Annotated in this window: 21 protein-coding genes; 14 read left to right on the top strand and 7 right to left on the bottom strand. The window is 60.2% G+C overall.

Annotated features, from left to right (window positions below):
- Nucleotides 1–67: 67 nt before the first annotated feature.
- Entirely contained in the window at nucleotides 68–1,732 is a 1,665-nt protein-coding gene (locus D8U82_RS10455) for an electron transfer flavoprotein-ubiquinone oxidoreductase (protein WP_024013896.1), read from the bottom strand.
- A gap of 550 nt (nucleotides 1,733–2,282) precedes the next feature.
- Between D8U82_RS10455 and D8U82_RS10450 the strand changes: the two genes are divergently transcribed.
- From D8U82_RS10450 to D8U82_RS10405, 10 genes are all read left to right on the top strand, one after another.
- On the top strand, nucleotides 2,283–3,032 hold the full coding sequence (locus tag D8U82_RS10450; protein WP_130902167.1) for an electron transfer flavoprotein subunit beta/FixA family protein: 750 nt from the start codon (nucleotides 2,283–2,285) through the stop codon (nucleotides 3,030–3,032).
- Nucleotides 3,033–3,962: an FAD-binding protein gene (locus D8U82_RS10445; protein ID WP_016770954.1), complete on the top strand. Its 930-nt coding sequence runs from the start codon at nucleotides 3,033–3,035 to the stop codon at nucleotides 3,960–3,962.
- 81 nt (nucleotides 3,963–4,043) lie between these two features.
- Nucleotides 4,044–4,865 carry a transporter substrate-binding domain-containing protein gene (locus D8U82_RS10440; RefSeq protein ID WP_130902166.1) on the top strand — a complete coding sequence of 274 codons (822 nt, stop codon included), beginning with the start codon at nucleotides 4,044–4,046 and terminating at the stop codon, nucleotides 4,863–4,865.
- A 9-nt stretch (nucleotides 4,866–4,874) separates the two neighbouring features.
- Complete coding sequence (locus D8U82_RS10435; protein WP_038860459.1) at nucleotides 4,875–5,237, top strand: DUF4398 domain-containing protein; 363 nt, start codon at nucleotides 4,875–4,877, stop codon at nucleotides 5,235–5,237.
- A complete protein-coding gene (locus tag D8U82_RS10430; RefSeq protein WP_016770951.1) occupies nucleotides 5,234–6,046 on the top strand; it encodes an OmpA family protein in 813 nt (270 codons plus the stop codon). The genes D8U82_RS10435 and D8U82_RS10430 overlap by 4 nt, the downstream gene beginning before the upstream one ends.
- Nucleotides 6,047–6,247: 201 nt before the next feature.
- Nucleotides 6,248–7,687 carry a PLP-dependent aminotransferase family protein gene (locus D8U82_RS10425; protein WP_064391472.1) on the top strand — a complete coding sequence of 480 codons (1,440 nt, stop codon included), beginning with the start codon at nucleotides 6,248–6,250 and terminating at the stop codon, nucleotides 7,685–7,687.
- A gap of 78 nt (nucleotides 7,688–7,765) precedes the next feature.
- Nucleotides 7,766–8,239 (top strand): translation initiation factor 2, encoded by a 474-nt coding sequence (locus tag D8U82_RS10420; RefSeq protein ID WP_130902165.1) that lies wholly within the window; start codon nucleotides 7,766–7,768, stop codon nucleotides 8,237–8,239.
- Nucleotides 8,240–8,402: 163 nt separating this feature from the next.
- Entirely contained in the window at nucleotides 8,403–8,657 is a 255-nt protein-coding gene (locus D8U82_RS10415) for a YkgJ family cysteine cluster protein (protein WP_016770949.1), read from the top strand.
- A 40-nt stretch (nucleotides 8,658–8,697) separates the two neighbouring features.
- A complete protein-coding gene (locus tag D8U82_RS10410; protein WP_056788309.1) occupies nucleotides 8,698–9,303 on the top strand; it encodes an START domain-containing protein in 606 nt (201 codons plus the stop codon).
- Between the two features lie 314 nt (nucleotides 9,304–9,617).
- A complete protein-coding gene (locus tag D8U82_RS10405; protein WP_056788312.1) occupies nucleotides 9,618–11,711 on the top strand; it encodes an LTA synthase family protein in 2,094 nt (697 codons plus the stop codon).
- A 72-nt stretch (nucleotides 11,712–11,783) separates the two neighbouring features.
- Here the strand turns inward: D8U82_RS10405 and D8U82_RS10400 are convergent, their stop codons facing one another.
- Nucleotides 11,784–11,936, bottom strand: a complete 153-nt coding sequence (locus tag D8U82_RS10400; RefSeq protein WP_003183939.1) for a DUF3309 family protein — start codon at nucleotides 11,934–11,936, stop codon at nucleotides 11,784–11,786.
- 331 nt (nucleotides 11,937–12,267) lie between these two features.
- Between D8U82_RS10400 and D8U82_RS10395 the strand changes: the two genes are divergently transcribed.
- The 3 genes from D8U82_RS10395 (at nucleotide 12,268) to csrA (ending at nucleotide 13,798) form a co-directional block, all read left to right on the top strand.
- Nucleotides 12,268–13,083, top strand: a complete 816-nt coding sequence (locus tag D8U82_RS10395; protein ID WP_101156344.1) for an SDR family oxidoreductase — start codon at nucleotides 12,268–12,270, stop codon at nucleotides 13,081–13,083.
- A 63-nt stretch (nucleotides 13,084–13,146) separates the two neighbouring features.
- Nucleotides 13,147–13,479, top strand: coding sequence for a YnfA family protein (locus tag D8U82_RS10390; RefSeq protein ID WP_016770946.1), 333 nt, complete (start codon nucleotides 13,147–13,149; stop codon nucleotides 13,477–13,479).
- Between the two features lie 133 nt (nucleotides 13,480–13,612).
- Nucleotides 13,613–13,798 carry a carbon storage regulator CsrA gene (gene csrA, locus D8U82_RS10385; protein ID WP_024013891.1) on the top strand — a complete coding sequence of 62 codons (186 nt, stop codon included), beginning with the start codon at nucleotides 13,613–13,615 and terminating at the stop codon, nucleotides 13,796–13,798.
- Between the two features lie 5 nt (nucleotides 13,799–13,803).
- Here csrA and D8U82_RS10380 read toward each other — a convergent pair whose 3' ends face one another.
- The 4 genes from D8U82_RS10380 to D8U82_RS10365 form a co-directional block, all read right to left on the bottom strand.
- Entirely contained in the window at nucleotides 13,804–14,031 is a 228-nt protein-coding gene (locus D8U82_RS10380; RefSeq protein WP_003172962.1) for a YheU family protein, read from the bottom strand.
- A 169-nt stretch (nucleotides 14,032–14,200) separates the two neighbouring features.
- A complete protein-coding gene (locus D8U82_RS10375) occupies nucleotides 14,201–15,391 on the bottom strand; it encodes an osmoprotectant NAGGN system M42 family peptidase (RefSeq protein WP_125926384.1) in 1,191 nt (396 codons plus the stop codon).
- 166 nt (nucleotides 15,392–15,557) lie between these two features.
- Nucleotides 15,558–17,306 carry an N-acetylglutaminylglutamine synthetase gene (gene ngg, locus D8U82_RS10370; RefSeq protein WP_130902164.1) on the bottom strand — a complete coding sequence of 583 codons (1,749 nt, stop codon included), beginning with the start codon at nucleotides 17,304–17,306 and terminating at the stop codon, nucleotides 15,558–15,560.
- Nucleotides 17,307–17,309: 3 nt separating this feature from the next.
- Nucleotides 17,310–19,082 carry an N-acetylglutaminylglutamine amidotransferase gene (locus tag D8U82_RS10365; RefSeq protein WP_130902163.1) on the bottom strand — a complete coding sequence of 591 codons (1,773 nt, stop codon included), beginning with the start codon at nucleotides 19,080–19,082 and terminating at the stop codon, nucleotides 17,310–17,312.
- A 317-nt stretch (nucleotides 19,083–19,399) separates the two neighbouring features.
- Between D8U82_RS10365 and D8U82_RS10360 the strand changes: the two genes are divergently transcribed.
- Nucleotides 19,400–24,223: an NEL-type E3 ubiquitin ligase domain-containing protein gene (locus D8U82_RS10360; protein WP_130902162.1), complete on the top strand. Its 4,824-nt coding sequence runs from the start codon at nucleotides 19,400–19,402 to the stop codon at nucleotides 24,221–24,223.
- A 3-nt stretch (nucleotides 24,224–24,226) separates the two neighbouring features.
- Here the strand turns inward: D8U82_RS10360 and mnmC are convergent, their stop codons facing one another.
- Nucleotides 24,227–26,206 carry a bifunctional tRNA (5-methylaminomethyl-2-thiouridine)(34)-methyltransferase MnmD/FAD-dependent 5-carboxymethylaminomethyl-2-thiouridine(34) oxidoreductase MnmC gene (gene mnmC / locus D8U82_RS10355; RefSeq protein ID WP_130902161.1) on the bottom strand — a complete coding sequence of 660 codons (1,980 nt, stop codon included), beginning with the start codon at nucleotides 26,204–26,206 and terminating at the stop codon, nucleotides 24,227–24,229.
- Between the last annotated feature and the right edge of the window lie 117 nt (nucleotides 26,207–26,323).

The following is a 26,323-nucleotide window of genomic DNA, read 5'->3' as shown; positions in this document are numbered from 1 at the left end:
GTGGCAGAAGAATTTTGGGCAACAAAAAGGCCCCCATGTCGGGAGCCTTGTTGTTCAGTGTTTCGACTTACATGTTCGGGTAAGTCGGGCCGCCGGCACCTTCCGGCGCGACCCAGGTGATGTTCTGCGCAGGGTCCTTGATGTCACAGGTCTTGCAGTGCACGCAGTTCTGGGCGTTGATCTGGAAGCGCTTCTCGCCGTCTTCCTTGGTGATCACTTCGTATACGCCGGCCGGGCAGTAGCGCTGCGCCGGTTCGTCGTACAGCGGCAGGTTTTTGCTGATCGGGATGCTCGGATCGGTCAGCTTCAAGTGGCACGGCTGCTCTTCTTCGTGGTTGGTACCGGAGATGAACACCGAGCTGAGTTTGTCGAAACTCAGTTTGCCGTCAGGTTTCGGGTAATCGATCTTCTTGCAGTCGGCCGCGAGCTTGAGGCAGGCGTAATCCGGCTTGGTGTCGCGCAGGGTGAACGGCAGTTTGCCGCCGAAGATGTTCTGGTCCAGCCAGTTGAAACCACCGCCGATGATCGCGCCGTACTTGTGAATCGCCGGGCCGAAGTTACGGCTGGCGAACAGTTCTTCGTGCAGCCAGCTGTTCTTGAATGCGTCGACGTAAGTGGTCAGTTCGACGGTGCAATCCTGCTCGGCGAACAGCGCATCGGCCACCGATTCCGCCGCGAGCATGCCGGACTTCATCGCGGTGTGGCTGCCTTTGATCTTGGCGAAGTTCAGGGTGCCGAGGTCGCAACCGATCAGCGCGCCGCCCTTGAAGACCATTTTCGGCAGCGAGTTCAGGCCGCCCTTGGCGATGGCGCGGGCGCCATAGCTGACGCGCTTGCCGCCTTCCAGATATTGCTTGAGCACCGGGTGATGCTTGAGGCGCTGGAATTCGTCAAACGGCGACAGGTACGTGTTGCTGTAGGACAGGTCGACGATCAGACCGACCACCACCTGATTGTTTTCCAGGTGATAGAGGAACGAGCCGCCGGTGTTCTCGGTGCCCATGATGTCCAGCGGCCAGCCGGCGGTGTGCACCACCAGGCCTGGCTGATGCTTGGCCGGGTCGATTTCCCAGATTTCTTTCAGGCCGATGCCGTAGTGCTGAACGTCGGCATCGCTGTCGAGGTTGTAGCGTTTGATCAGTTGCTTGCCGATGTGGCCACGGCAGCCTTCGGCGAACAGCGTGTATTTGCCACGCAGTTCCATGCCCGGGGTGTACAGGCCTTCTTTCGGATGGCCTTCACGGTCGACGCCCAGATCACCGGTGATGATCCCGCGCACCACACCGTTTTCATCGATCAGCGCTTCCTGAGCGGCGAAGCCCGGGTAGATTTCCACACCGAGGTTCTCGGCCTGCTGAGCCAGCCAGCGGCACAGGTTGCCCAGGGAAATGATGTAGTTGCCTTCGTTGTGCATGGTCTTGGGCACAAAGAAGTCAGGAATCTTCTGCGCGCTGTCAGCGTTTTTCAGCACGAAAATGTCATCGCGTGTGACGGGCGTGTTCAGCGGCGCGCCGAGCTCTTTCCAGTCCGGGAACAGTTCGTTCAGGGCGCGGGGTTCGAACACCGCTCCGGAGAGGATGTGTGCGCCGACTTCGGAGCCTTTTTCGACCACGCAGACGCTGATTTCCTTACCGGCGTCAGCGGCCTTCTGCTTCAAGCGGCAGGCGGCGGACAGACCAGCGGGGCCGGCACCGACGATGACGACGTCGAATTCCATGTATTCGCGTTCCACAGGCTATCTCCTACTCAAGGCTCAACAGTTTTTTTTCTAATATGGAGGTTTGATCTCGCATCCGTATTGCCTTTACGTTAACGTCAAAGGGAATATTGGCGAATCCACCTTTCTCTCTAGGCGGCGCATTATATCTACACCACTCCGAGCGTCCAATACAAACGTTTGTTTGAATCGCCTCCAGCCCTGATAAATCAAAGAAGCGCGGCTTATGACAGGGCATTTTGGCGTATTGACCAGAATGGGCGTTCCGGTCAAGATACGGGCGGTTTTGCGCTCGCCGTAGGCAGACTGGCGGTTTCAAGAGCACCTCTAAAGACAGGGCACAGGCAGTAGACGGTGATGCGCAGCGCAAGTCCGGCGCGCAGTTTACACAGCGTGAGAATGAATGACCTGGCAGTCACCCCTGACGAACGGTCACCTCCCTTCGCGAAGTGAATCACCTCACATTCAAGCCGGCGTTTTTAGAGGTGCCCTTGTCGCCCGATGAGCATCATCCGCCAGGTTCGCCTAGGCGACTTTCTTTTCACCGGAGAGTAACGAGGAATCCATGAAGGTTCTTGTAGCTGTCAAACGCGTTGTGGATTACAACGTCAAGGTCCGCGTCAAGGCGGACAATTCCGGCGTCGACCTCGCCAACGTCAAGATGTCGATGAACCCATTCTGCGAAATCGCCGTGGAAGAAGCCGTACGCCTGAAAGAGAAGGGCGTTGCGACTGAAATCGTCGTCGTCTCCATCGGCCCGACCACCGCTCAGGAGCAACTGCGTACCGCACTGGCTCTGGGTGCCGATCGCGCCATCCTCGTCGAATCCGCTGAAGACCTGACCTCGCTGGCCGTGGCCAAGCTGCTCAAGGCCGTCGTCGACAAGGAACAGCCGCAGCTGGTGATCCTCGGCAAACAGGCGATCGACAGCGACAACAACCAGACCGGCCAGATGCTCGCGGCATTGAGCGGCTACGGTCAGGGCACCTTCGCGTCGAAAGTCGAAGTCTCCGGCGACAGCATTGCCGTGACCCGCGAAATCGACGGCGGCGCGCAGACCGTTTCGCTGAAACTGCCAGCCATCGTCACCACCGACCTGCGTTTGAACGAGCCGCGCTACGCGTCCCTGCCAAACATCATGAAAGCCAAGAAGAAGCCTCTCGAAGTGCTGACTCCGGACGCTTTGGGCGTTTCCACCGCCTCCACCAACAAGACCCTGAAAGTCGAAGCGCCGGCTGCACGCAGCGCGGGCATCAAGGTCAAGTCGGTGGCTGAACTGGTTGAAAAACTCAAGAACGAAGCGAAGGTAATCTAAATGACTATCTTGGTTATTGCTGAACACGACAACAAAGTGCTGGCCCCGGCCACACTGAACACCGTGGCCGCTGCTGCCAAAATCGGCGGCGACATCCACGTTCTGGTAGCAGGTCAGGGCGCAGGCCCGGTGGCCGAAGCCGCGGCGAAAATCGCTGGCGTGAGCAAAGTCCTCAACGCTGACAATGCCGCCTACGCGCATCAGTTGCCGGAAAACGTTGCTCCGCTGGTTGCAGAGCTGGGCGCTGGCTACAGCCACATCCTCGCTGCCGCCACTTCCAACGGCAAAAACATCCTGCCGCGCGTTGCTGCTGCGCTGGACGTTGACCAGATCTCCGAGATCATCTCGGTCGAAAGCGCTGACACTTTCAAGCGTCCGATCTACGCCGGTAACGCCATCGCTACCGTGCAATCGACCGCCGCGATCAAAGTGATCACCGTGCGTGCCACCGGTTTCGATCCGGTTGCTGCTGAAGGTGGTTCGGCTGCCGTTGAAGCCGTGGGTGCTGCCCACGACGCCGGTACCTCGAGCTTCGTCAGCGAAGAGCTGGCCAAGTCCGACCGTCCTGAGCTGACCGCTGCCAAGATCGTCGTTTCCGGCGGTCGCGGCATGCAGAACGGTGACAACTTCAAACACCTGTACGCGCTGGCCGACAAGCTCGGCGCTGCTGTGGGCGCCTCGCGCGCTGCGGTCGACGCAGGTTTCGTACCGAACGACATGCAGGTCGGTCAGACCGGCAAGATCGTTGCGCCGCAGCTGTACATCGCCGTCGGTATCTCGGGCGCGATCCAGCATCTGGCCGGCATGAAAGACTCCAAGGTGATCGTTGCGATCAACAAGGACGAAGAAGCGCCGATCTTCCAGGTGGCCGATTACGGTCTCGTGGCGGATCTGTTCGAAGCAGTACCTGAGCTGGAGAAGCTGGTCTAATCCGGCGGCTTCACTTATAAAGAGCCCGGCCTGTTGGTCGGGCTTTTTTTTGTCTCGAATTTCAAGCGGGAGCGTTTTGCCATGGATCTGCGCTGCGGATGGTTGTTGGGATGGTTGCTGTTGCCAGGTTTGGCCATGGCCGCGGGCAAGTGCGAGCGCCTGGTCGTCACCGGCAGCCCTGACGCGCCGCCCTACTTGTGGCAGGACCCGCAAAACCCCAAGCGCTTGATCGGCGCCAGTGCCGATCTGTTGCAGCAAGTGGCCAAGGATCTGGGCATCAAAGTCGACCTGCTCTACGCCGGCAAACGCTCGCAGGCCCTCGATGAAGTGCGCAGCGGGCGCATGGACATGCTGGCCGACGCGCCGCTGACCGTGAATGAGCTGGAGAACTTAGACTTCATTCATCCGCCACTGCTGGAAAACGACTATCTGGTGTGGACGCGCAAAGGCTCGACGCTGACCTATGCCGAGGCCAGCGACCTGAAAGGCCACGCCGGTGCGGTGTCGGAAAAGTCGCGGATGACCCAGGCATTCGGCACTTTCGCCGAGCAGAATCTGACCCTGACCCGCACAGCAAACCTTACCGAGGCACTACAGAAGTTGCTGTTGGGCGAGGTGGAATATGTGCTCGCCGGACGTTACTCAGGCTTGGCCGCCGCGCAGACATTGGGCATGACCAGCGATCTGTTGGCGTTCGATCAACCCATCGACCGGCCGGGTCTGTTCCTCGCGGTTTCGCATAACTCCGCCTGCAACGATCCGTGGTTGCGCGGACAGCTCGCCAAAAAGATGACAGAATTGCCCGCGTCCGGACTGACGGAAGCCGCGCTGCAACGCAACATCGAGCGCTGGAAGGCGCAACAGCAACAGCCGCCACTACCTGTCAGTGCCCCAAAACAGTAGGGATTCTTAGTGAGTATTCGACCTCTTTTCGCGGCAGTGGCCGTTCTGGCCCTGGCCGGGTGCGCATCCGATCCGGCACCCAGTGAACAAATGCGTTTGACCGAACAAGCCATCGTGCAGGCCAAGGCAGTCGGCGCTACCGCTGATGAAGTGCCGGAAATGCAGCTGGCCGAAACAAAATACAACCGCGCCAAAGGCAGCATGGCCGACGAGTCCTATCGCAACGCGCGCATGCGTGCCGAGCAGGCGGAACTGGATGCACGTCTGGCCGAGGCCAAGGTGCTGACGAAAAAAAGTGAAGAACAGCTGAATGTGCTCAATACCCGCATTGTCCGCCTGCGCAAGCAGCTGCAACTGGGGGAAGCACAATGAACCTCAAGTCCAATGCTCTCGGCATTCTGCTTCTCGCCGGTTGCGCCAGCCTGTACGGCTGCGCCGGCCAGCACAGCGAGGCGGCGCTGCAACAGGCCGGCGCTGATTTCCAGAAGGTCAAGGAAGATTCCAACGTGCTGCGCATCGCGCCGAAAGACGTGATCCGCGCCGGCGAGTCCCTGGCCCGCGCTGATCGGCTGTCGACCTATTGGGGCAGCGGTGCCGACGTGGTGCATTACGCCTACCTGAGCCAGCGCTACAGCGAAATCGCCCGCGAGCACACCAACCAGGCGCTCAACGAGGAACGCGCAGCCAAGCTCGAGCTTGAGCGTCAGCGTCTGCAACTGGCCCTGCGCGAATCGAAACTGCTCAGCGTGCAGCAACAAGGCAAGTGGCTGGAGGAACAAATCGTCGCGCTGGCGACCACGCAGACCGATCGCGGCCTGGTGATGACCCTCGGCGACGTGTTGTTCGACACCGGCCAGGCGGAACTGAAAAACTCGGCCAACCGCGTCGTGCTGAAGATCGTCCAGTTCCTGCAACTGAACCCCAAGCGCGTGGTGCGCATTGAGGGTTACACCGACAGCACCGGTGGCCGACAGGAAAACCTCAAACTGTCCCGCGATCGTGCGCAATCGGTGGCTGACGTGCTGGTCGATCTGGGTATCGATGAAAAACGCATTCAGGTCGAAGGTTACGGCGACCAGTTTCCGGTCGACGCCAACGCCTCCGAGCGTGGACGGGCGCAGAACCGCCGCGTAGAAATCGTGTTTTCTGACGAAAAAGGCCAGCTCGGCGCCGCCCGCTGAGGGCTGCGTCTCTGGAAAGCCCGGGCTGTCATGCAGTGCCGGGCTTTTTTGTGTCTGTCGATTGCCGCGCAAAACCGTACAGATGGGGCAGACACCGCACTGTACGGTCGAGTAATCTGGCAACTGTCCCAGTACACTTCTAAACTGTTCCGGTATTGTTTCAGACAAGAATAAAACGCCCGTGAAATCGAGTGCTGCGTCATGACCAATCTCTTGCTCTACCAACGTATTGCTCAGCAACTGGCCGAAGACATCCGCCGTGGTGTTTATCAACCGGGGGAGCGCGTGCCTTCGGTGCGCAAGATGAGTTCGCAGCTCAACGTCAGCCATGCGACGGTGTTGCAGGCGTATGCCAACCTTGAAGATCAGGGCCTGATCCGCGCCCGGCCGCAGTCGGGTTACTACGTACACCAGACCCCGGCGCTGACCGCGCCGACGCCGGACATTGCCCGGGTCGAACGGCCGGGGCTGGTGACGCGCAGCAGCATCATTCAGCAGGTATTGGTCGAATCCCGCCGCGAAGGCGTGTTTCCGCTGGGCGCTGCGGTGCCGAGTGTCGATTATCTGCCGGTGCGCGCGCTGCATCAGCAATTGGCCAAGGTCACCCGCTTCCACAGCCCTCGGGCGTTCAGCTACATGTTCAGCCCCGGCTTCGAACCGCTGCGCCGGCAAGTGGCGATCCGCATGCGTGACGCTGGCGTGGTGGTCGATCCATCGGAAGTGGTGATCACCCACGGCTGTGTCGACGCCTTGCAGATGTCGTTGCGCGTGCTGACCCGGCCGGGCGATCTGATCGCTGCCGAATCGCCGACCTATTACGGCCTGCTGCAACTGGCCGATCTGCTCGGCCTGAAAGTCATCGAAATCCCCAGCGATCCCGCCACCGGCATGAGCCTGGAGGCCTTGCAACTGGCCGCCAACCAATGGTCGATCAAGGCGCTGGTGCTGACCACGCGCCTGAGCAATCCCCTCGGCGGGACCATGCCGGAAGAGCGGCAGAAACAGTTGTTGCGTCTGGCCTCGGATTTCGACATTCAGATTGTCGAAGACGATATCTACGGCGAACTGATGTTCGAACAGGGCCGCACCAAAGCGCTGAAAGCCTACGACCGCCTGGATCGGGTGATCTACTGCTCGAGCTTCTCCAAAACCCTGTCACCGGGTGTGCGCATCGGCTGGATGATCGCCGGCAAATACCAACAGGAAATCCAGCGCCTGCAAACCTTCAGCACCCATTCGGCGTGCAGCGTCACACAGATGGCGATTGCCGCGTATCTGGAAAACGGCGGTTATGACCGGCATTTACGCTACATCCGCCAGGAATACCGGAAAAACCTCAGTGCGTTTCAGCTGGCGGTGCAGCAGTATTTCCCCGAGGGCACGCAGATGTCCCGGCCCACGGGCGGTTTCATCCTCTGGGTGAGCTTGCCGGGGCGGGTCAACACTCAGGAATTGCATGTCCGCGCGCTGCAACAAGGCATCAGCATCGCACCGGGGCTGATCTTCAGTAATACCGAGCAGTTCAACCACTGTATCCGCCTCAACTGCGGCATTCCGTGGAACCGCGAGGCGGAGCGGGCGCTGATGACGCTGGGTCTGTTGGCCACCCAACTGTGTCAGGAAACCGCTGGCGGATTCTGAACGGGGAGGGCGCTGAGGCTTGTCATGTGACGCACAACAAGCGAGCATGTGGCCCTCTGCCGTTAGTTCGTTGGGTCCATGAAAGCGATTGTTCCTGCCGCGTGGGTATTGCTGGGTTTGTTGATGATCGGTCAGGCACCGGGTGTCCTGGCGGCCGCAGCCCAGGAAAAACCGGCAGCGACCAGTACCACGAACAAAGCCACCAAAACCGCGGCTCCGGCAAAAAAAGCCCAGGCCAAAAAAAACGCCACGGTGAAGAAGCGCCGCCCGGTGGCCTCGAAATCGAAATCCGCCAGCGAAGTGGCCAAGACCAAATTGCCGCCGGCAAAACTCGATCTCAGCCTGCCCAAGGATATGGTTGAAGACTTGAAGCCACAGGGCACCGTAGAACTGCCCAAACGCGAGGCGATCCTGCCGCAAATGTTTGGCGAAAAAGATAACGGCTTCCAGCTCAACGGCCGCTTGCTCAGCAATGAAATGGAGTTGCAATTGCGCAACGAAGCGCGACGCGATGTGGAAGGCGCGGCGCTGGATTTCGAATTCAAGCAATAGATGCAGCCCTCTGCAACGCGCAGAGCAGACGCTTCGTCGGAGACTGCCCGGTCACTTTTACTTATCGTTGAAAAGCCGCTCGTAGCAATTTGAAACAGTCGTTTTAGCGGTTACTCTGTTTCCCGTCTCTTTACACATCGCCCGTCGCGAGGATCTGTTCGTCATGAAATGCCGTGAAGGCTGTGGCGCTTGCTGCATTGCCCCCTCCATCAGTTCGCCGATCCCCGGCATGCCCGATGGCAAGCCCGCCGGCGAACGTTGCGTGCAACTGTCGGTCGATAACCTGTGCAGCATTTTCGGCCGTCCGGAACGTCCGGCTGTGTGCTCGGGCTTCGCTGCGGATGTCGAGGTATGCGGCAGCAGTTCGGAAGAAGCGATCAGATTGATCGGCTGGTGGGAGCAGATGACGGCGGCGTGATGTGTTCACGAACGGAACTTCAACAATAAGGAATAACACTATGGGTTCGCTGCACCGTATCGCTGTGTTGTGTGGTCTGACTGCCGTACTTGCCACTTCGGTCGCCCACGCGGAAGACTGGAAAGTGGCCAAGAACGAAGACGGCATCAAGGTTTCCCTGAGCGAAATACCCGGTTCGGACTACAAGTCCTACCAAGGCGTCGCGCTGATGAAAACCACCGTTGCCAAACTGCGCGCCTTGCAGGAAGACGTCTCCGGCGCCTGCGCGTGGATTCACGAATGCAAGAGCCAGAAACTGCTCAAGCACGAAGGCGATCTGAGCTGGACCTATTCGCAATTCAACACGCCGTGGCCGGTGACACCGCGTGATTCGGTGCTGAAGATCACCACCGTTGAGGGCGCCGATGGCAGCCTGACCCGTAATCTTGAAGGCGTACCGACCTATCTGCCGGAAGAAAAAGGCTTCGTGCGGGTCCAGCAGGTCAAAGGCTTCTGGAAGTTTGTGCCTAAAGGCGATCAGGTTGAAGTGACTTATCAGGTGCACACCGAGCCGGGCGGTAGCGTGCCGGCCATGGTCGCCAACAAGTTTGTGGTCGATGCGCCATTCAATACCCTGAAAGCGCTGAAAGAACGCGCCGAGAAATAATCAATTCGCTGTAAGCAAAACGCCCCGACCGGTTCGGGGCGTTTTGTTTTGTCTCTAAATTGTATTTCCAGATATGCGTTGCACGAAATTTTCACAAAGTCTCCAAGACAATTCGCCCGCACTTGTTGCCTGCCATAGCGCTGCCAACCCTTCGAATGAAAGTCTCGAGGAGCAGGGCAGTAATCAATGGCAATGGTGTGAACGATCGTGCAACATTTGCGCACCGCGCACGCCCCGGGGTCTGGACTGACCAATAGAGGGCCTGGCGCCGCTGTATTTTTGCAACTTCAACTTCCAATGGGTCCTAAAACGACATGGCAAACCCGGACGCCCTGAATCAGCAGCGATCTTCTGCTCGCCTGCTGCAACCGACCGTCAAATCGCATCTGGCCTACACGCTGCTGTGCGCACTGGTCATGATGGTCATGTTTTCCGCGCTGCGCCTCGCGCTGCTGGTCTACAACCGCGAGATGATCCTCGACACCCCGGCCGCGACCTTCCTTGAAGCGTTCGTCAACGGTCTGCGTTTCGACCTGCGCCTGGTGGTCTACCTGTGCATTCCGCTGGTGCTGGCACTGTTCAGTGCCCGGGCCATGGCCGCGCGCGGTTTCTTCCGTCTGTGGCTTACCGTCGCCTCGAGCATCGCGCTGTTCCTCGGCCTGATGGAAATGGACTTCTACCGCGAGTTTCACCAGCGCCTCAACGGTCTGGTGTTCCAGTACGTGAAGGAAGACCCGAAAACCGTAATGAGCATGCTCTGGTACGGTTTCCCGGTGGTGCGCTACGTGCTGGCATGGGTAATCGGCACGGTCATTCTGACCCTGGCGTTCAAAGGCGCCGACCGTGCCACCCGCCCGCGCGGACCGTTCAGCGGCGGCAGCGTCAGCTCCCGTCAGGTTGCGCCGTGGTACACCCGCCTGGCGGTGTTCGTAGTCTGCCTGCTGATCTGCGTCGTCGCCGCTCGCGGCACCCTGCGTCAGGGCCCGCCGATGCGCTGGGGTGACGTCTACACCACCGATTCCAACTTCGCCAACCAGCTCGGCCTCAACGGCACGCTGTCGCTGGTCGCCGCAGCCAAGGCGCGCATGGGCGAAGACCGCGACAACATCTGGAAAGCCACGCTGCCGCAGGAACAGGCGCAGCAAGTGGTGCGCGACATGCTGCTGATGCCGGACGACAAACTGGTCGATGCCGACATCGCCGCTGTTCGCCGCGACTACATGCCGCCGGCCGACAAGACCCTGCCGATCAAGAACGTCGTGGTGATCCTGATGGAAAGCATGGCCGGTCACTCGGTCGGTGCTTTGGGCGCGCCGGGCAATATCACCCCGTACCTGGACAAGCTGTCGAAGGAAGGTCTGCTGTTCGACCGTTTCTTCTCCAACGGCACTCACACCCACCAGGGCATGTTCGCGACCATGGCCTGCTTCCCCAACCTGCCGGGTTTCGAATACCTGATGCAGACCCCGGAAGGCAGCCACAAACTGTCCGGTCTGCCGCAGCTGCTCAGCGCCCGCGACTATGACGATGTCTATGTCTACAACGGCGACTTCGCCTGGGATAACCAGTCGGGCTTCTTCAGCAACCAGGGCATGACCAACTTCGTTGGCCGCAACGACTTCGTCAATCCGGTGTTCTCCGATCCGACCTGGGGCGTGTCCGACCAGGACATGTTCGATCGTGGCCTGCAAGAACTGAAGGCGCGGGAAAACGGCAAGCCGTTCTACGCACTGCTGCAAACTCTGTCCAACCACACGCCGTACGCCTTGCCCACGCCATTGCCGGTCGAGCGCGTCACTGACCGTGGCAGCCTCAACGAACACCTGACCGCCATGCGCTACTCCGATTGGGCGCTCGGCCAGTTCTTCGAGAAGGCGCGCAAAGAGAAGTACTTCAACGAAACCCTGTTCGTCATCGTCGGCGACCACGGCTTCGGCAACGAGCGCCAGATCACCGAAATGGACCTGGGTCGCTTCAACGTGCCGATGCTGATGATCGCCCCGGGCATCCAGCAGAAGTTCGGTACCCGCGACCACACCGTGGGTACGCAGATCGACATCGTGCCGACCATCATGGGCCGCCTCGGTGGCGAAGTGCGTCACCAGTGCTGGGGCCGCGACCTGCTCAACCTGCCGCAGGGCGACACCGGTTTTGGTGTGATCAAGCCATCGGGCAGTGAGCAGACCACCGCCATCGTCACCGCCGATGAGATTCTGGTGTTGCCGCGTGACAAGGACATGGGCCCGAAAATCTGGAAATATCAGCTGGGCGCCAATCCGCACGCCGAAGTTGTACCGGACGCGCCGCGCACTGCCGAACTCAAACTCAAACTTGAAGCGTTCCTGCAAACCGCAACCAAGAGCTTGCTCGATAACACCGCCGGTGTCATTCACGGCAAGCCGGACTGATCACTCCTTAAAGTCCACGCAATAAAAAAGAGGCCCTTGCAAAAGGGCCTCTTTTTTTACAGCTTCAAATCGTCATATCTTGCCGAGTAACAACAGCACCAGCAGCACGACCAACACCACGCCGATAATACCCGACGGGCCATAACCCCAACTTCTGGAGTGCGGGAAGACCGGCAGACCACCGATCAGCAACAGGATCAGGATGATGATTAGAATTGTGCCCATGGGTGATTTCCTTGTTCAGAGTCTGGAAGAGTCTTGATGCTCAGTGGGCAGCTGGAGAGCAACTAAATTCCAGCCGGCTTACATGTTCCGACTTGCGCCGGTGAAAAATAATTCAATGTTTTTTTAATGTATTTGGATTGCTCGGTTATTTCCTTTCCAGCAAAAAGATCGCAGCCTCGTTGCACTCGTCAGCTCCTGCATGAGACCAACCGGAAAACAATGACGGCTGGAATCTTTTGATCCTCCATTCAGCAACTGGATGGAGCGTGGGTGAACGAAGTTCCTTCGCTACACTCGGCGCATCTTTCCCGGAACAACAAGGCTGTCCGCTATGCAAAATCGCATGATGATCACTGGTGCAGGCTCAGGCCTGGGTCGCGAAATCGCGCTGCGCTGGGCCCGTGAAGGCTGGCGGCTGGCCTTGTCCGATGTCAGTGAACCCGGCCTGCAGGAAACCCTGAAACTGGTGCGCGAGGCGGGCGGTGACGGCTTCATTCAGCGCTGTGACGTGCGCGATTACAGCCAGCTCACCGCCTTCGCCCAGGCCTGCGAAGAGAAGCTCGGCGGCATCGACATCATCGTCAACAATGCCGGCGTCGCCTCGGGCGGATTCTTCAGCGAGTTGTCGCTGGAAGACTGGGACTGGCAGATCGCGATCAACCTGATGGGCGTGGTCAAGGGCTGCAAGGCGTTCCTGCCGCTGCTGGAACAGAGCAAGGGCAAGATCATCAACATCGCCTCCATGGCCGCGTTGATGCAAGGCCCGGCAATGAGTAACTACAACGTGGCCAAGGCCGGCGTGGTGGCGTTGTCGGAAAGTCTGCTGATCGAACTGGCGCAGCAGGAAGTGGCGGTGCATGTGGTTTGCCCATCGTTCTTCCAGACCAACTTGCTCGATTCTTTCCGTGGCCCGACCCCGGCCATGAAAGCCCAGGTCGGCAAGTTGCTGGAAAGTTCGCCAATCAGTGCCGCCGACATCGCTGACTACATCTATCAGCAAGTCGCCGCCGGTGAGTTCATGATTCTGCCTCACGAACAAGGGCGCATGGCCTGGGCGCTCAAACAGAAGAATCCGCAACTGCTCTACAACGAAATGACTTCCATGGCCGAGAAAATGCGCGCCAAGGCCAAACAAAACAACGCTTGATCTTGTTCGATTCCTGCCGCGTCGTTAGGGTGGCCGCCACGGTCACCCTGTCGAGACGCCTCCATGCTCAATTACTTGTGGTTCTTCCTTGCGGCGCTGTTTGAAATCGCCGGCTGTTTTGCCTTCTACATGTGGCTGCGCCAGGGCAAGAGTGCGTTGTGGGTGATTCCCGCGTTGCTCAGCCTGACCCTGTTCGCGCTGTTGCTGACCCGTGTGGAAGCGGCCTACGCCGGGCGCGCCTATGCCGCGTATGGCGGGATCTACATCGTTGCTTCGATTGGCTGGCTGGCGGTGGTCGAGCGGGTGCGTCCGCTGGGCTCGGACTGGATCGGCATGGCGCTGTGCGTGGTAGGTGCCAGCATCATTCTGTTCGGGCCGCGCTTTTCCGCCGCCTGAGGCTTTTGTGCGAAGCGTCTGACAGCTGCGGGCGTGGGCAGCTGTAGGGCAAGACTGATTTGCTCGTCGTGGATTGTGAAGACGCTGTAAGCCGCGCATCTTCAGGGTTTGCCAGTCCTGAAGGATGAATCCCATGCTTGTACTCAGCCGTGTGGTCGGTGAGTTGATTTCAATCGGAGACGACATCACCCTGCGTGTTCTGTCGGTCAACGGCTCCAGCGTGCGCTTCGGCGTCGAGGCGCCGAAAAAGGTCCATGTACACCGCGCCGAGGTCTATGACCGGATCAAGCGCAAGGAGGCCGCAGCGAAGGCTGGCTGACGGCTTCAGTCGAACAGATGCTTGGGTACGTCGTGCTTGAGCATCAGCTGGCACTGTTCGCTTTCCGGGTCGAACACGATCAATGCCTGGCCTTTGGTCAGTGCCTGGCGCACGCGCAGGACGCGGGTCTCCAGCGGGGTGTCATCGCCGTTGTCGGTACCGTCGCGGGTGACGAAATCCTCGATCAGGCGGGTGAGGGTGTCGACTTCAAGCGCGTCGTGGGGAATGAGCATGGGCACCTCGGTCAAATCGATGTCGGGATGCTACGGGGATTGGGTTTTGCGTGCCAGTTTTGTATCGGTCTTGCCTGCCAATTCGCGAGCAGGCTCGCTCCCACCTTTGAATTGCGATCCCTGTGGGAGCGAGCCTGCTCGCGAAGGCGATTATCTGTTCACCGAAGGCTCAACTGTCAGAACGCTGCCCCACCAGACTGTCCACCGGCGGCACGCGGGTTTCGCTTTCCATCTGGGTGTCATGCTCAATCTGATGGCTGAAGCGATCCAGTGAAGCATTGGCTGGCGCCGCATCGCTGGCAAACACCGGCGGGCTGAGAATGTACGCACCGAGCAAACGGCTGAGCGCCGCCAGACTGTCGATGTGCGTGCGTTCGTAGCCATGGGTGGCATCGCAGCCGAAAGCGAGCAGGGCGGTGCGAATGTCGTGGCCGGCGGTGACCGCCGAGTGCGCATCGCTGAAGTAATAGCGGAACATGTCACGGCGCACCGGCAATTCGTGTTCACCAGCCAGACGCAACAGATGCCGCGACAGGTGATAGTCATACGGCCCGCCCGAATCCTGCATCGCCACGCTCACGGCGTGTTCGCTCGAGTGCTGGCCGGGGGCGACCGGTGCGATGTCGATGCCGACAAACTCGCTGACGTCCCACGGCAATGCCGCCGCTGCACCGCTGCCGGTTTCCTCGGTGATGGTGAACAGTGGATGGCAATCGATGTTCAGTTCCTGGCCGCTGTCGACAATCGCCTTCAGAGCAGCGAGCAATGCGGCAACACCGGCCTTGTCGTCGAGGTGGCGGGCGCTGATATGGCCGCTTTCGGTGAACTCGGGCAGCGGATCGAAGGCCACCACGTCGCCGACATGAATGCCCAGCGACTCGCAATCGGCCTTGGTCGTGCAGTAGGCGTCCAGACGCAGCTCGACATGGTCCCAACTGATCGGCATTTCATCGACCTGGGTGTTGAACGCATGCCCGGACGCCATCAGCGGCAACACGCTGCCGCGAATCACCCCGGTGTCGGTAAACAGGCTGACCCGGCTGCCTTCGGCAAAGCGGCTCGACCAGCAACCGACCGGCGCGAGGGTCAGGCGACCGTTGTCTTTCACCGCACGCACAGCGGCGCCGATGGTGTCCAGGTGCGCCGACACTGCGCGATCAGGGCTGCTCTTTTTGCCCTTCAACGTCGCGCGGATGGTGCCGCGCCGGGTCATTTCAAACGGAATACCCAGCTCTTCGAGACGCTCGGCGACATAGCGCACGATGGTGTCTGTGAACCCGGTAGGGCTGGGAATGGCGAGCATTTCCAGCAGGACTTTTTGCAGGTAAGCCAGATCCGGTTCAGGGATTTGTGTGGTCATGGTCATGGAAACTCCTGATGGGTTGTGCACACCGATGGTTTCGATGAGGAAAATTGGTGGTGACGTTCAGGGCCTCTTCGCGAGCAGGCTCGCTCCCACATTTGGAATGCATTCCCCCTGTGGGAGCGAGCCTGCTCGCGAAGGCGTCAGCCGGAACAACGATGGTTCAAGAGACAGCCGGCTGACTATGCGGAAACAACAGATCGACAAAGCGCTCCGCCGTCGGCTGCGGTTCATGGTTGGCGAGGCCGGCGCGTTCGTTGGCTTCGATGAACACGTACTCGGGCTGATCCGCCGCCGGCACCATCAGATCGAGCCCGACCATCGGAATATCCAGCGCCCGCGCCGCACGCACTGCCGCGTCGACCAGCGTTGGATGAAGAATGTCGGTCACGTCTTCCAGCGTCCCGCCGGTGTGCAGGTTGGCCGTGCGCCGCACGAACAGATGCTCGCCGGCCGGCAGGATGCTGCTGTAGTCGTAACCGGCAGCATGCAGCGTGCGTTGGGTTTCGTGGTCCAGCGGAATCTTGCTTTCGCCACTGGTGGCGGCTTGCCGGCGGCGGCTTTGCGCTTCGATCAGCGCACCGATCGAATGCTGACCATCGCCGACCACTTCGGCGGGCTTGCGAATCGCCGCCGCCACCACTTCAAAGCCGATCACCACGATGCGCAGATCAAGGCCTTCGTGGAAGCTTTCCAGCAGCACGCGACTGTCGAACTGCTTGGCGGTTTCGATAGCCTTCTGCACTTCTTCGATGGTGCGCAGATCCACCGCGACGCCGTGGCCCTGTTCGCCATCGAGAGGCTTGACCACCACCCGTTGGTGCTCATCGAGGAAGGCCAGGTTGTCGTCGGCATTGCCCGCCAGTTGCTGCGCTGGCAGTTTCAGACCTGCGCCTTTCAGCACCTTGTGGGTCAGACTTTTGTCCTGGCACAGGGTCATGCTGATCGCACTGGTCAGATCGCTCAGCGACTCGCGGCAGCGCACGCGACGGCCGCCATGGCTAAGGGTGAACAGCCCGGCGTCGGCGTCATCGACTTGCACGTCGATGCCGCGTCGATGCGCCTCTTCGACGATGATCCGCGCGTAAGGATTGAAATTCGCCTCCGGGCCCGGGCCGAGAAACAGCGGCTGGTTGATGCCGTTCTTGCGCTTGATGGCGAAGGTCGGCAGGTTGCGGAAACCCAGTTTGGCGTAAAGGTTTTTCGCCTGGCGGTTGTCGTGCAGCACCGACAGATCCAGATAAGCCAGGCCGCGACTCATGAAGTGCTCGACCAAATGTCGCACCAGCACTTCGCCGACGCCGGGGCGCGAGCAATGCGGGTCGACCGCCAGGCACCAGAGGCTGCTGCCATGTTCCGGATCGTTGAAGGCTTTTTCATGATTGAGGCCCATGACACTGCCGATCACCGCGCCGCTGTCTTCGTCTTCCGCCAGCCAGTAGACCGGGCCGCCCTGATGATGCGGGGTGAGCAACTCCTGATCGATCGGCAACATGCCGCGCGCCTGGTACAAACGGTTGATGCCCTGCCAGTCGGTTTCGCTCTGCGCACGACGAATGCGGAAGCCGCGAAACACCCGCGTGGCCTGCCGGTAATCGCTGAACCACAAACGCAGGGTGTCGGATGGATCGAGAAACAGCTGCGTCGGCTCGAGGCCGAGAATCTGCTGCGGTGCGGCAACATACAGGGCGATATCGCGCTCGCCGGGCTGCTCGTTGAGCAGCTCCTGCGCCAGCGACGCCGGGTCGGGAAAGGTGTGACCGATCAGCAGCCGGCCCCAACCGCAATGCACAGCAATCGGGGCGCTGGCAGGCTCGCTGCCGTCTTCGGCCAGGCGCGCCTGCAAACGTTCATACGAGGGGGCCTGACCACGCAACAGGCGTTGGTTGATGGACGTGGCATGGGGTTTCATCAATCAGATTCCTTGTTCACTGAGCCACAGGTTCAGGGCCGCCAGTTGCCACAGTTTCGAGCCGCGCAACGGGGTCAGTTGGCCTTGCGGGTCAGTCAAAAGCTTGTCGAGCATGCTCGGGTTGAACAGGCCGCGATCCTGGCTCGGATCCAGCAGCAGCTCGCGCACCCAATTGAGTGTGTCGCCCTGCAAGTGCTTGAGACCCGGCACCGGGAAATAGCCTTTCTTGCGGTCGATCACTTCGCTTGGAATGACCCGGCGCGCAGCTTCTTTCAGCACTTGCTTGCCGCCATCGGGCAGCTTGAATTTGCCCGGAACGCGAGCCGACAGTTCGACCAGTCGATAGTCGAGAAACGGCGTACGCGCTTCCAGGCCCCAGGCCATGGTCATGTTGTCGACGCGTTTGACCGGGTCATCGACGAGCATCACCGTGCTGTCCAGGCGCAGCGCCTTGTCCACGGCAGCCTCGGCGCCGGGCTGGGCAAAGTGCTGTTTGACGAAATCGCCCGCCGCATCATGGTCGACCAGCCATTTCGGCTGGACCGTCGACGCGTAGTCGTCGTAGCTGCGATCGAAGAATGCATCGCGGTAGGCGGCGTATGGGTCCGCTGCGCCGTCGACCTGCGGATACCAGTGGTAACCGGCAAACAATTCGTCCGCGCCTTGGCCGCTCTGCACCACTTTGCAGTGCTTGGCCACTTCGCGGGACAACAGATAGAACGCGATGCAGTCATGGCTGACCATCGGCTCGCTCATCGCCCGGAACGCGGCGGGCAGTTGCTCGATGATTTCCTTCTCGTCGATGCGCAACTGGTGATGTCGGGTGCCGTAATGTTTGGCGATCAGGTCCGAATACTGGAACTCGTCGCCGCGCTCGCCGCCGGCATCCTGGAAACCGATGGAGAAGGTCGACAGATTTTCTACGCCGACTTCGCGCAACAGGCCGACGAGCATGCTCGAATCGACACCGCCCGAAAGCAACACACCGACATCCACTGCTGCACGCTGACGAATCGCCACCGCTTCGCGGGTGCTGTCGAGGACGCGATCGACCCAGTCTTCCAGATTGAGGTTTTTCTCGTCTTCATTCGGACCGTAGGGCAGGGTCCACCAGGTTTTCTGCTCGGTGCGGCCATCGGCCTCAACGCGCATCCAGGTGGCCGGCGGCAGTTTTTCGATACCGGCCAGCAAGGTGCGCGGCGCAGGCACCACCGCGTGGAAGTTCAGATAGTGATTGAGCGCCACCGGATCGAGGATCGGGTTGATGTCGCCGCCCTTGAGCAGCGCTGGCAATGCCGAGGCGAAGCGCAGGCGTTGGCCAGTGCGCGACAGGTACAGCGGCTTCACGCCGAGACGGTCACGGGCGATGAACAGGCGCTGGGCATCACGCTCCCAAATGGCGAAGGCGAACATGCCGTTGAGCTTCGGCAGCAGTGCCTCGCCCCAGGCGTGATAACCCTTGAGCAGCACTTCGGTGTCGCCACCCGAATAGAAGGCATAACCCAGTGCTTCAAGCTCTGCGCGCAGTTCCGGGAAGTTGTAGATCGCGCCGTTGAACGCCAGGGACAGGCCCAGTTGGCTGTCGATCATCGGCTGCGCCGAGCCGTCCGACAGGTCCATGATTTTCAGGCGTCGATGGCCCAGGGCAATCGGCCCTTGGGCATGGAAGCCCCACGCGTCAGGGCCGCGAGGGGCCAGGTGATGGGTGATTCTCTCGATCGCTGCAAGGTCTGCAGGTTGTTGATCAAAACGTAACTCGCCAGCTAATCCGCACATAAAGTCCTTACCGGTTTTTCCGTTGGGGAAGGTCAAGCCGTACCACGCGAAAAGTGCGGGTACTCAGAAACTGACCTGTCACGGTAGGCGGAGTTTTAGATCGATAAGTTATAAGCGCGGCGCTACGGCCTTTGCAGGTCGGCGCTAGAGGGCGCCCTGGCAGCGTTAGCCGGTTTTTTTGCGGGGCGGTAGCGGGCTGTTTTATAGGCCGAAAAACTGCGTGTATTTGCGGCATTTGCCAGCAGTTTTTTCCATTATCAATTCAGTCACACCATCGCTAAGGTCGAAAGCCCCAACAGCAATAAAGGACTATTGCCATGTCAGTGCAGCAACAGAAACAAAACCTTGCTCCATCTTCAGTGCTCGGCACGCTGCTGGAAGCCACCGCAGACCTCGACACGGCCGAAGCCCTGGAGAAAAGTCTGCCGCCTTATTTGCTCAAGGCTTCGACCGACACGCTGGCCACGCTGGATCAGACCGCTCGCGAGCTGCATCGCCTGCAGCTCAAAGTGGCCAAGGATCTGGCCGGATTGCAATCGTTGCGCGGTTTCTGCAAAAAAGAACTCACCGCTGCGTTGAACGCCAAGTGGCCGGCGGTCTATGACGTCGAACAGGATGTGCTCAGTCTGCCGGGTGACGATTGCGGCTGCGACGCGACGGCGACCAACCAGGCGGGTATCGATGTTGTAAAACACGCCGCGCAAACCCTGCTGCAGGCGGCGATGCAGAACTTCACTGAAGACGAGGAGCAAGCCGATGGTTTCCCGTCCGGCAGTGTCGTGCGCATTGCCAGTGCGCCTGCGGGAGTGCAGGGCCTGACACCGCAGGCGTTCGCCGCGTTGTGCCGCACGCTCGACCTGGGCAAGAAATATCAGCAACATTTCCAGCAAGTCTTCGGCCTGCGCGATGCCGACGGCAAAGTCGTGACCAGTAGCGTCCTGACCCGCGACATTGGCGCGATGAAAAAAAGCCTGTTGCAGCTCGACGCCCATCTGGCCGCGCTCAAGGCTGATATCACTCCGCAGGGATTGCGCATGCTGCAGGATCTGATTGATGCCCAGGGCGTGGCGTCGGCAACCCTGCGCCACGGCAACGACCCGATGATCATGCAGGGCATCGAGATACTGGACAGCTGCGTGTGGGGCGTCGTGGTGTTCTGCGCGCGCTCGGTGCAGGAGCATCCCGAGGATGGTTGCCTGGTCTACATGGCGGGCGAGCCCGAGAGGGCGTTGTACGAATATCCGAGCTTCAATGCCTTCAAAAACTATCTCACGCAACAACTGCGCAAACCGGACTACAAGGATTATTTCGGTCGATGCCTTGATGAGGATGACAAGGCCGATTTCTTCAAAACGTTCGAGGAAAAAGGCGAGTTGGGCCTCATCAAGCAACTGTCGATGAGTGTCCCGCTTTTTGATTTCATGGTGCAGAGTCACGTCGGCAAATTACAGATCGATGCGCGCAAACTGGCGGTGCCAACGGCAGATATCGATGAGGACGCACGCCAGAAACGTCTGCTGGATTTTCTCCAGCTGGGCGTGACCATCGCGTCAGTGGCAGGCATGTTTGTGCCGGTCCTTGGCCAACTGATGATGGGCGTTGCGGTCGGGCAATTGCTCGGCGAAGTGTATGAAGGGGTCGAAGACTGGCAGCGTGGCGATCATCAGCAAGCGCTTTCGCACCTGCTCAGCGTGGTGGAGAACATTGCGCTGATGGCGGCGTTTGCCGGCGGGCAGAAGGCGTTGGGCACGCTGGGCGGCAAACTGCTGCGCTCGCACCCGGAGTTCTTCGGGCAATTTCGGGCCATCCTCAATCACGCAGGCAAGGCACGTCTGTGGAAGCCCGATCTCGTTGCCTATGAGCATTCACTCCCGGCGGGATTCACCATTGATGCCAGCTCCAAGGAGTTTTATCAGGTGGGCCGCAAAACCCTTGGGCGTGTCGATCATCGATTCTTTGCCGGCAGTTACGATGCCGATGCCAGCCTGTGGCGTCTGGAGCATGCCAGTCGCGCTGACGCCTATGCCCCGGAGTTGGCCCGACACGTTGAGGGCGGCTGGCGCATTCCTGGCGAAGAGCCCGAGGAGTGGGGCAGTTCTGCGTACGCACTCAAACGCATCGACCCGCACCTGAGCGAATTCACCGACAGCGACCTGGATAACATGCGTCGGCTCAGTGGCACCAGTCATGACCAATTGCTCCAGGCGTTCAACGATAACCTGGCGTTGCCGGAGCGTCTGCGCGACACGGTGGAACGCGTGCGTCTGTCCCGTCAACTGCGCCAGCTGACCCGCGAACTGCAGGCCGGCGAAGTACATTCCGGCCAGCCTGCCGAGGAGCAATTGCACGCATTGCCCAAGCTCAAGGGCTGGCCAACCGACCGCTACATCGAGGTGACCAACGCCGATGGCAGCGTCGAGGCAACTTATCCATTGACCCGCGAGCCCGACGAAGCTCTGAGCGTGGCAGTCAGCCGTGAACAACTGGCGGCGGGGCAGTTGCTGCGAACGGTCATTGATGGCCTGTACCAGAACGAAGTCGATGCTCTGCTCGGCAGTAAAACCGCCGCCAGTCTGGAAGAGTCGGCGCTGGCGAAGAAGCTCGGCGCGGCGCTGAAGACGGATCATCGTGAGGTGCTTGAGCGTATGTATCAGCGTTATGACCGGAGCGAGGCGGACGATGTGCTGAAGTTGCGCAAGGTCTTTGCCGCCATTGCGACGCGCCATGGGCAGCAGGTGATCGAGCGCGCGCCGAGTATCGAACGATTGCATCTGCGCGAGACCGGGCAGGTGCCGTTACGGATGGGGCAGCGCGTCAGGCAAAACATCAACGCAGTGCGACTCGATCGTGCCCTGGCAGGTTTGCATTGGCCACGACTGGCCAATGCCGATACCGACAAACTGGCCATTCAGTTGCTGCCACGACTGAGCGGCTGGGATGCGCAATTGCGCTTGCAAGTGCGTGACAAGACACTCGCCGGGCCAATCCTGGAAGCCATCGGCGATGCCTCTGCGAAACCCGCAAATACCTGCTCGCTGGTGAAGTCTGCTGCCGGTTACGAGGCGTTCAGTGGCGACGGCAAGTCACTTGGCAAAGTGGCAGCAGCGCCGGGGGATCTGTACAGCGCGATTCTCAAAGCGCTGCCGTTGCGTCAGCGGACGGCCGCCGGGTTGGGCGAGTCTGCGCAGGCCGACACCGTGCGCTTGCGCAGCAAATTGCTCGATGCGGCGCTGGATGAACGCGAGGAGACGGCGCAGACATTGGTTCGCGGCACGTTTGAGCCTCGGCTTGTCGAGCCGGCCTGCATGCAGAGCGATCAGGCTGCCGGGACGGAGCATTCGCGGGCGCTGCTGCGCAAGGCGCGAAAACTGTATCCACGCTTGAATCAGCAGCAGCTCAGCCAATTGCTCGATGAGCTGGGCGATGATCCGTTGAGCCGTGCGACCCGCATCAAAGCTCTGCGTCAGGATCTGCAAACCCTGCGTGACGCGCTGTTTGTCTGGAGCGAAGATGCCGCCGCACTGAAAGCCATGGGTGGCGATCTGGCCGAAGCGCGGCACAGTCGGAAAATCGCCGCCGAGTTGATCGAAGAAGGATTTCGACGCTTTCATTGGGCCACGAACGAGGAGGGAAAAAGCCTCTGTACCCTCAACCTTGACGGCATGCGCATCGGTAAGGTGCCAACATTGCCGCCGTCGGTGAGCTTCGACCACATAGAGCAATTGTCGATGCGCAACATGGCGCTGGGTGATGATGTCGCGCACTTCCTCAAGTCCTTCAAACAGCTCGAGCTACTGGAACTGGGCAGCAACACGATCACCCGGCTGCCTGAAGTGTTGTCGCACATGCCGCGTCCGCAACGGCTGAGCCTGGCAAACAATCAGCTCAAGCTGACCGAACAGACCCTGGCCAAGCTGAACAGGCTGAGCACGTTGCGCTACCTGAATCTGGACAAGAATCCGTTGGGCGCCACCCCGGATTTCAGTCAAATGACGCAACTGCGCCGCTTGTCCCTGCAAGAAACCGGCATCACGGAACTGCCAGAAGGCCTGTCCAATTCCGTCCACATTGAATTGATGAACCTGACCGGAAATAAAATCAAAGAGCTGCCCGACTGGTTATTCCAGAAAACACGCCATTTCACCAGCGCACTCAAGCTGGGACTGAATCCTTTTTCCGAACGCAGCAAAACGCATCTGGAAAACTATCGCGATAATTTCGGCATCGGTATGGACTACCTCCCCGATGACATCGCCAGGATGAACGAGCAACACGCCCGCTCGCTCTGGTTGACCAAGAACAGTGGCGAGGAGTGGGCAGAACAGACGCGGATCTGGACGGCATTGCGAAACGAGCCGAAGGCCGATGGGTTGTTCACCGTGCTGGCGCAACTGGGCGATACCGCGGACGGGAAAAAGGCCAGCGCCGACTTGCAGCGACGCGTCTGGGCGGTACTGAAGGCGGCCGAAGCTGACGGGCCGCTGTGTGAACAAGTGCTCGACACGGCTGCCGATCCGCTTCATTGCACCGACAACGCAACGCTGGTGTTCAGTCGCTTGGAAGTCGAGGTGGAAGTCGAGCGGGTAACCAGCGCGGCAAGCGGCCGCAAGGTCACTGCCAAAGCTCTGCTGGAACTGGGCCGCAGTCTGTTCAGGCTGGACAAGCTGGAAGAAATTGCCCTGGAGCATTCGCTCCGGGCGCCGAAGGTCGATGCACTGGAAATGAACCTTGCTTATCGCATCGGTCTGACCGATGAGCTGGGGCTGCGCGGTCAACCGAAAGGTATGCTGTTCGATGCCCAGAGTGGCGTGACAGCCGCTGATCTTGAGGTCGCCAGAAATCGCGTGATGACTGCCGAACTTTCCCCGCAATGGCTGAAATACATGCAGGAGCGAACGTTCTGGCGTGATTATCTGAAGCGTACGTTTACGCGCAAATTTTCAATGATCGATGAATCGTTCGCGCCGCGCATGAGTGCTCTCGATGAGCAGGCGGACACCCTGCTCAGTGCCGACTATGTGAGTCAGGCGAATGCCCTCCAGCTTGAAAAGGAGCAGGCACAAGAGGCAGTGATCAAGCGCCTGACCGAAGAGTCGATACGCCTGATGGATCTCGGCCTCTGTGTGATGCCGGACATCTGATATTCACTTGCCGCGAATCAGTTTGCGCAAGGCAAACCGGTTGGGATGGCACGCTTCGACCACGCTGCGCGGCAACGGCAGCGGCTCGTTGTCCAGCCACGCGGCGAGCAGTTCGCCGGACAGCGGCGCGGTGATCAGCCCGCGAGAACCGTGGCCGCTGTTGACGTACAGACCGTCGAGCCACGGGCAGGCGAGGTCCGGCACTTGTCGGGCGTCTTTGCTCAACGCAGCGTAGGTTTGATTGAAGGTTTGCAGATCAGCGAGCGGGCCGACAATCGGCAGGTAATCGGGGCTGGTGCAGCGATAGGCTGCGCGGCCCTCAAGGTTCTCAATTGGCTGCTCGCTGATGTTCAGACGGCTCAGTAGGTCGCTGGAAATCTCTTCGAGCATCGCCAGATTGCCTTGGTGCTCGGCAGTCGTGGGCGTCAGGTCGTCGCTGTTGAAGTCGAAACTCGCGCCCAGGGTGTGCTCGCCCAGACGCGCCGGGGCGACGTAGCCTTCGGCGCACACCACGGTGGCCAGCGCACGACTGTCTGCGGTTTCAGGCAGACGCGTGATCTGCCCGCGAATGCGCTTGAGCGGCAATTCGGCACTCTGGGCAAAACGTTTGATTTCGGCAGCACCGGCCAGGATCACCACCGGCGCACTGGCGAGCAAACGCTCGCCGTCGAACGCTTGCCACTGGTCAGCGACTTTGCGCAGTTCCAAAGCTTCGTGATGGCTGAGCAATTCAATGTTGGCGTGCATCGCCTGGGCCTGACACAGCGCTGGCGGATGCACCCAGCCGCCTTCGGGGTAGAACAAACCGCCGTGGGCCACGCCGACACCGGCGCGAGCCTGCGCATCGGGTTGTTCCAGCCACTGCAAGAGATCTTCAGGAAACGCCGCCGCCAGTTGCCCGTGGCGCTCGGCTTCCTTGGCATTGAACGCCAATTGCAGCACGCCGCAGTCATCCCAGTCGCTGCCGCGTTGCAGGCTTTCCAGCAGGCGTCGGGTGTAACCGAAGCCACTGACAATCAACTGCGACAACGCCGTGCCATGGGCGGACAACTTGAGATAGAGCACGCCTTGCGGATTCCCCGAAGCTTCTTGCGCCACCGCCGCGTGACGCTCGAGCAGACTCACCTGCCAGCCGCGCGCCGCCAGACTCGACGCCGTCGCGCAGCCGGCCAGGCCCGCGCCGATCACCAGCGCCCGGCGCTCACCGCGCAACGGAGCAGGGCGGGCGAACCAGGGTTTCGCCGGTATGGGCGCCGCCACCTCGGCGGGCCAACCGAGAAATTCGCCACGCAGGATTTCCCACTTGTGGCCGATGCCCGGTGTGCGCTTCATCTTGAACCCGGCAGCGTTGAGCAGACGCCGGACCCAACCGGTGCTGGTGAAGGTGCTGATAGTCGATCCCGGTGCGGCGAGGCGCGCCAGTTCGACGAACAGCTCAGCGGTCCACATGTCCGGATTTTTCGCCGGAGCGAAACCGTCGAGAAACCACGCGTCGATCTGCGCATCGAGTTGCGGCAGTTGCTCCAGCGCATCGCCGATGAGCAAGGTCAGCGTCACTCGACCTTCGGCCAAAGTAATGCGCTGAAAGCCTTGATGAATCGCCACGTAGTGCTTGAGCAACTGATCGGCCAACGGCTTGAGTTCCGGCCACAGTGCCAAGGCCCGGCGCAGATCCGCAGGCGCCAACGGGTACTTCTCGACGCTGACAAAATGCAGGCGCGCACCGGCCACTGCGTGTTGTTCGAATAGCTGCCAGGCACAGAGAAAATTCAGCCCGGTGCCGAAGCCGGTTTCACCAATGACCAGCCGACCATCCGCCGGTAGCGCAGCGAAGCGCTCGGCCAGACGGTTCTGGTCAAGAAACACGTAACGGGTTTCCTCCAGCCCCGACTGATCGGAAAAATACACGTCATCAAACACCCGCGAACGTGGGCGTCCCTGGTCGTCCCAGTCGAGTTGGGCGTGGGGCATTTCGGCTTTCATGGCAGGCTCGGCAAACACAAGGCGGCCATTCTAGCCGATCGCGCCGGTACTACCTGATCCAGCACAAGACTCGCAGTGAAAAGAACCCTGTGGCGAGGGGATTTATCCCCGCTGGAC

The sequence above is a fragment of the Pseudomonas sp. Sample_23 genome, from assembly GCF_004307595.1.
In the GTDB taxonomy this organism is placed as follows: Bacteria; Pseudomonadota; Gammaproteobacteria; order Pseudomonadales; family Pseudomonadaceae; genus Aquipseudomonas; species Aquipseudomonas atacamensis.
Note: the sequence above shows the minus strand (reverse complement) of the source record. Positions and strands in the feature narration are given on the sequence as shown.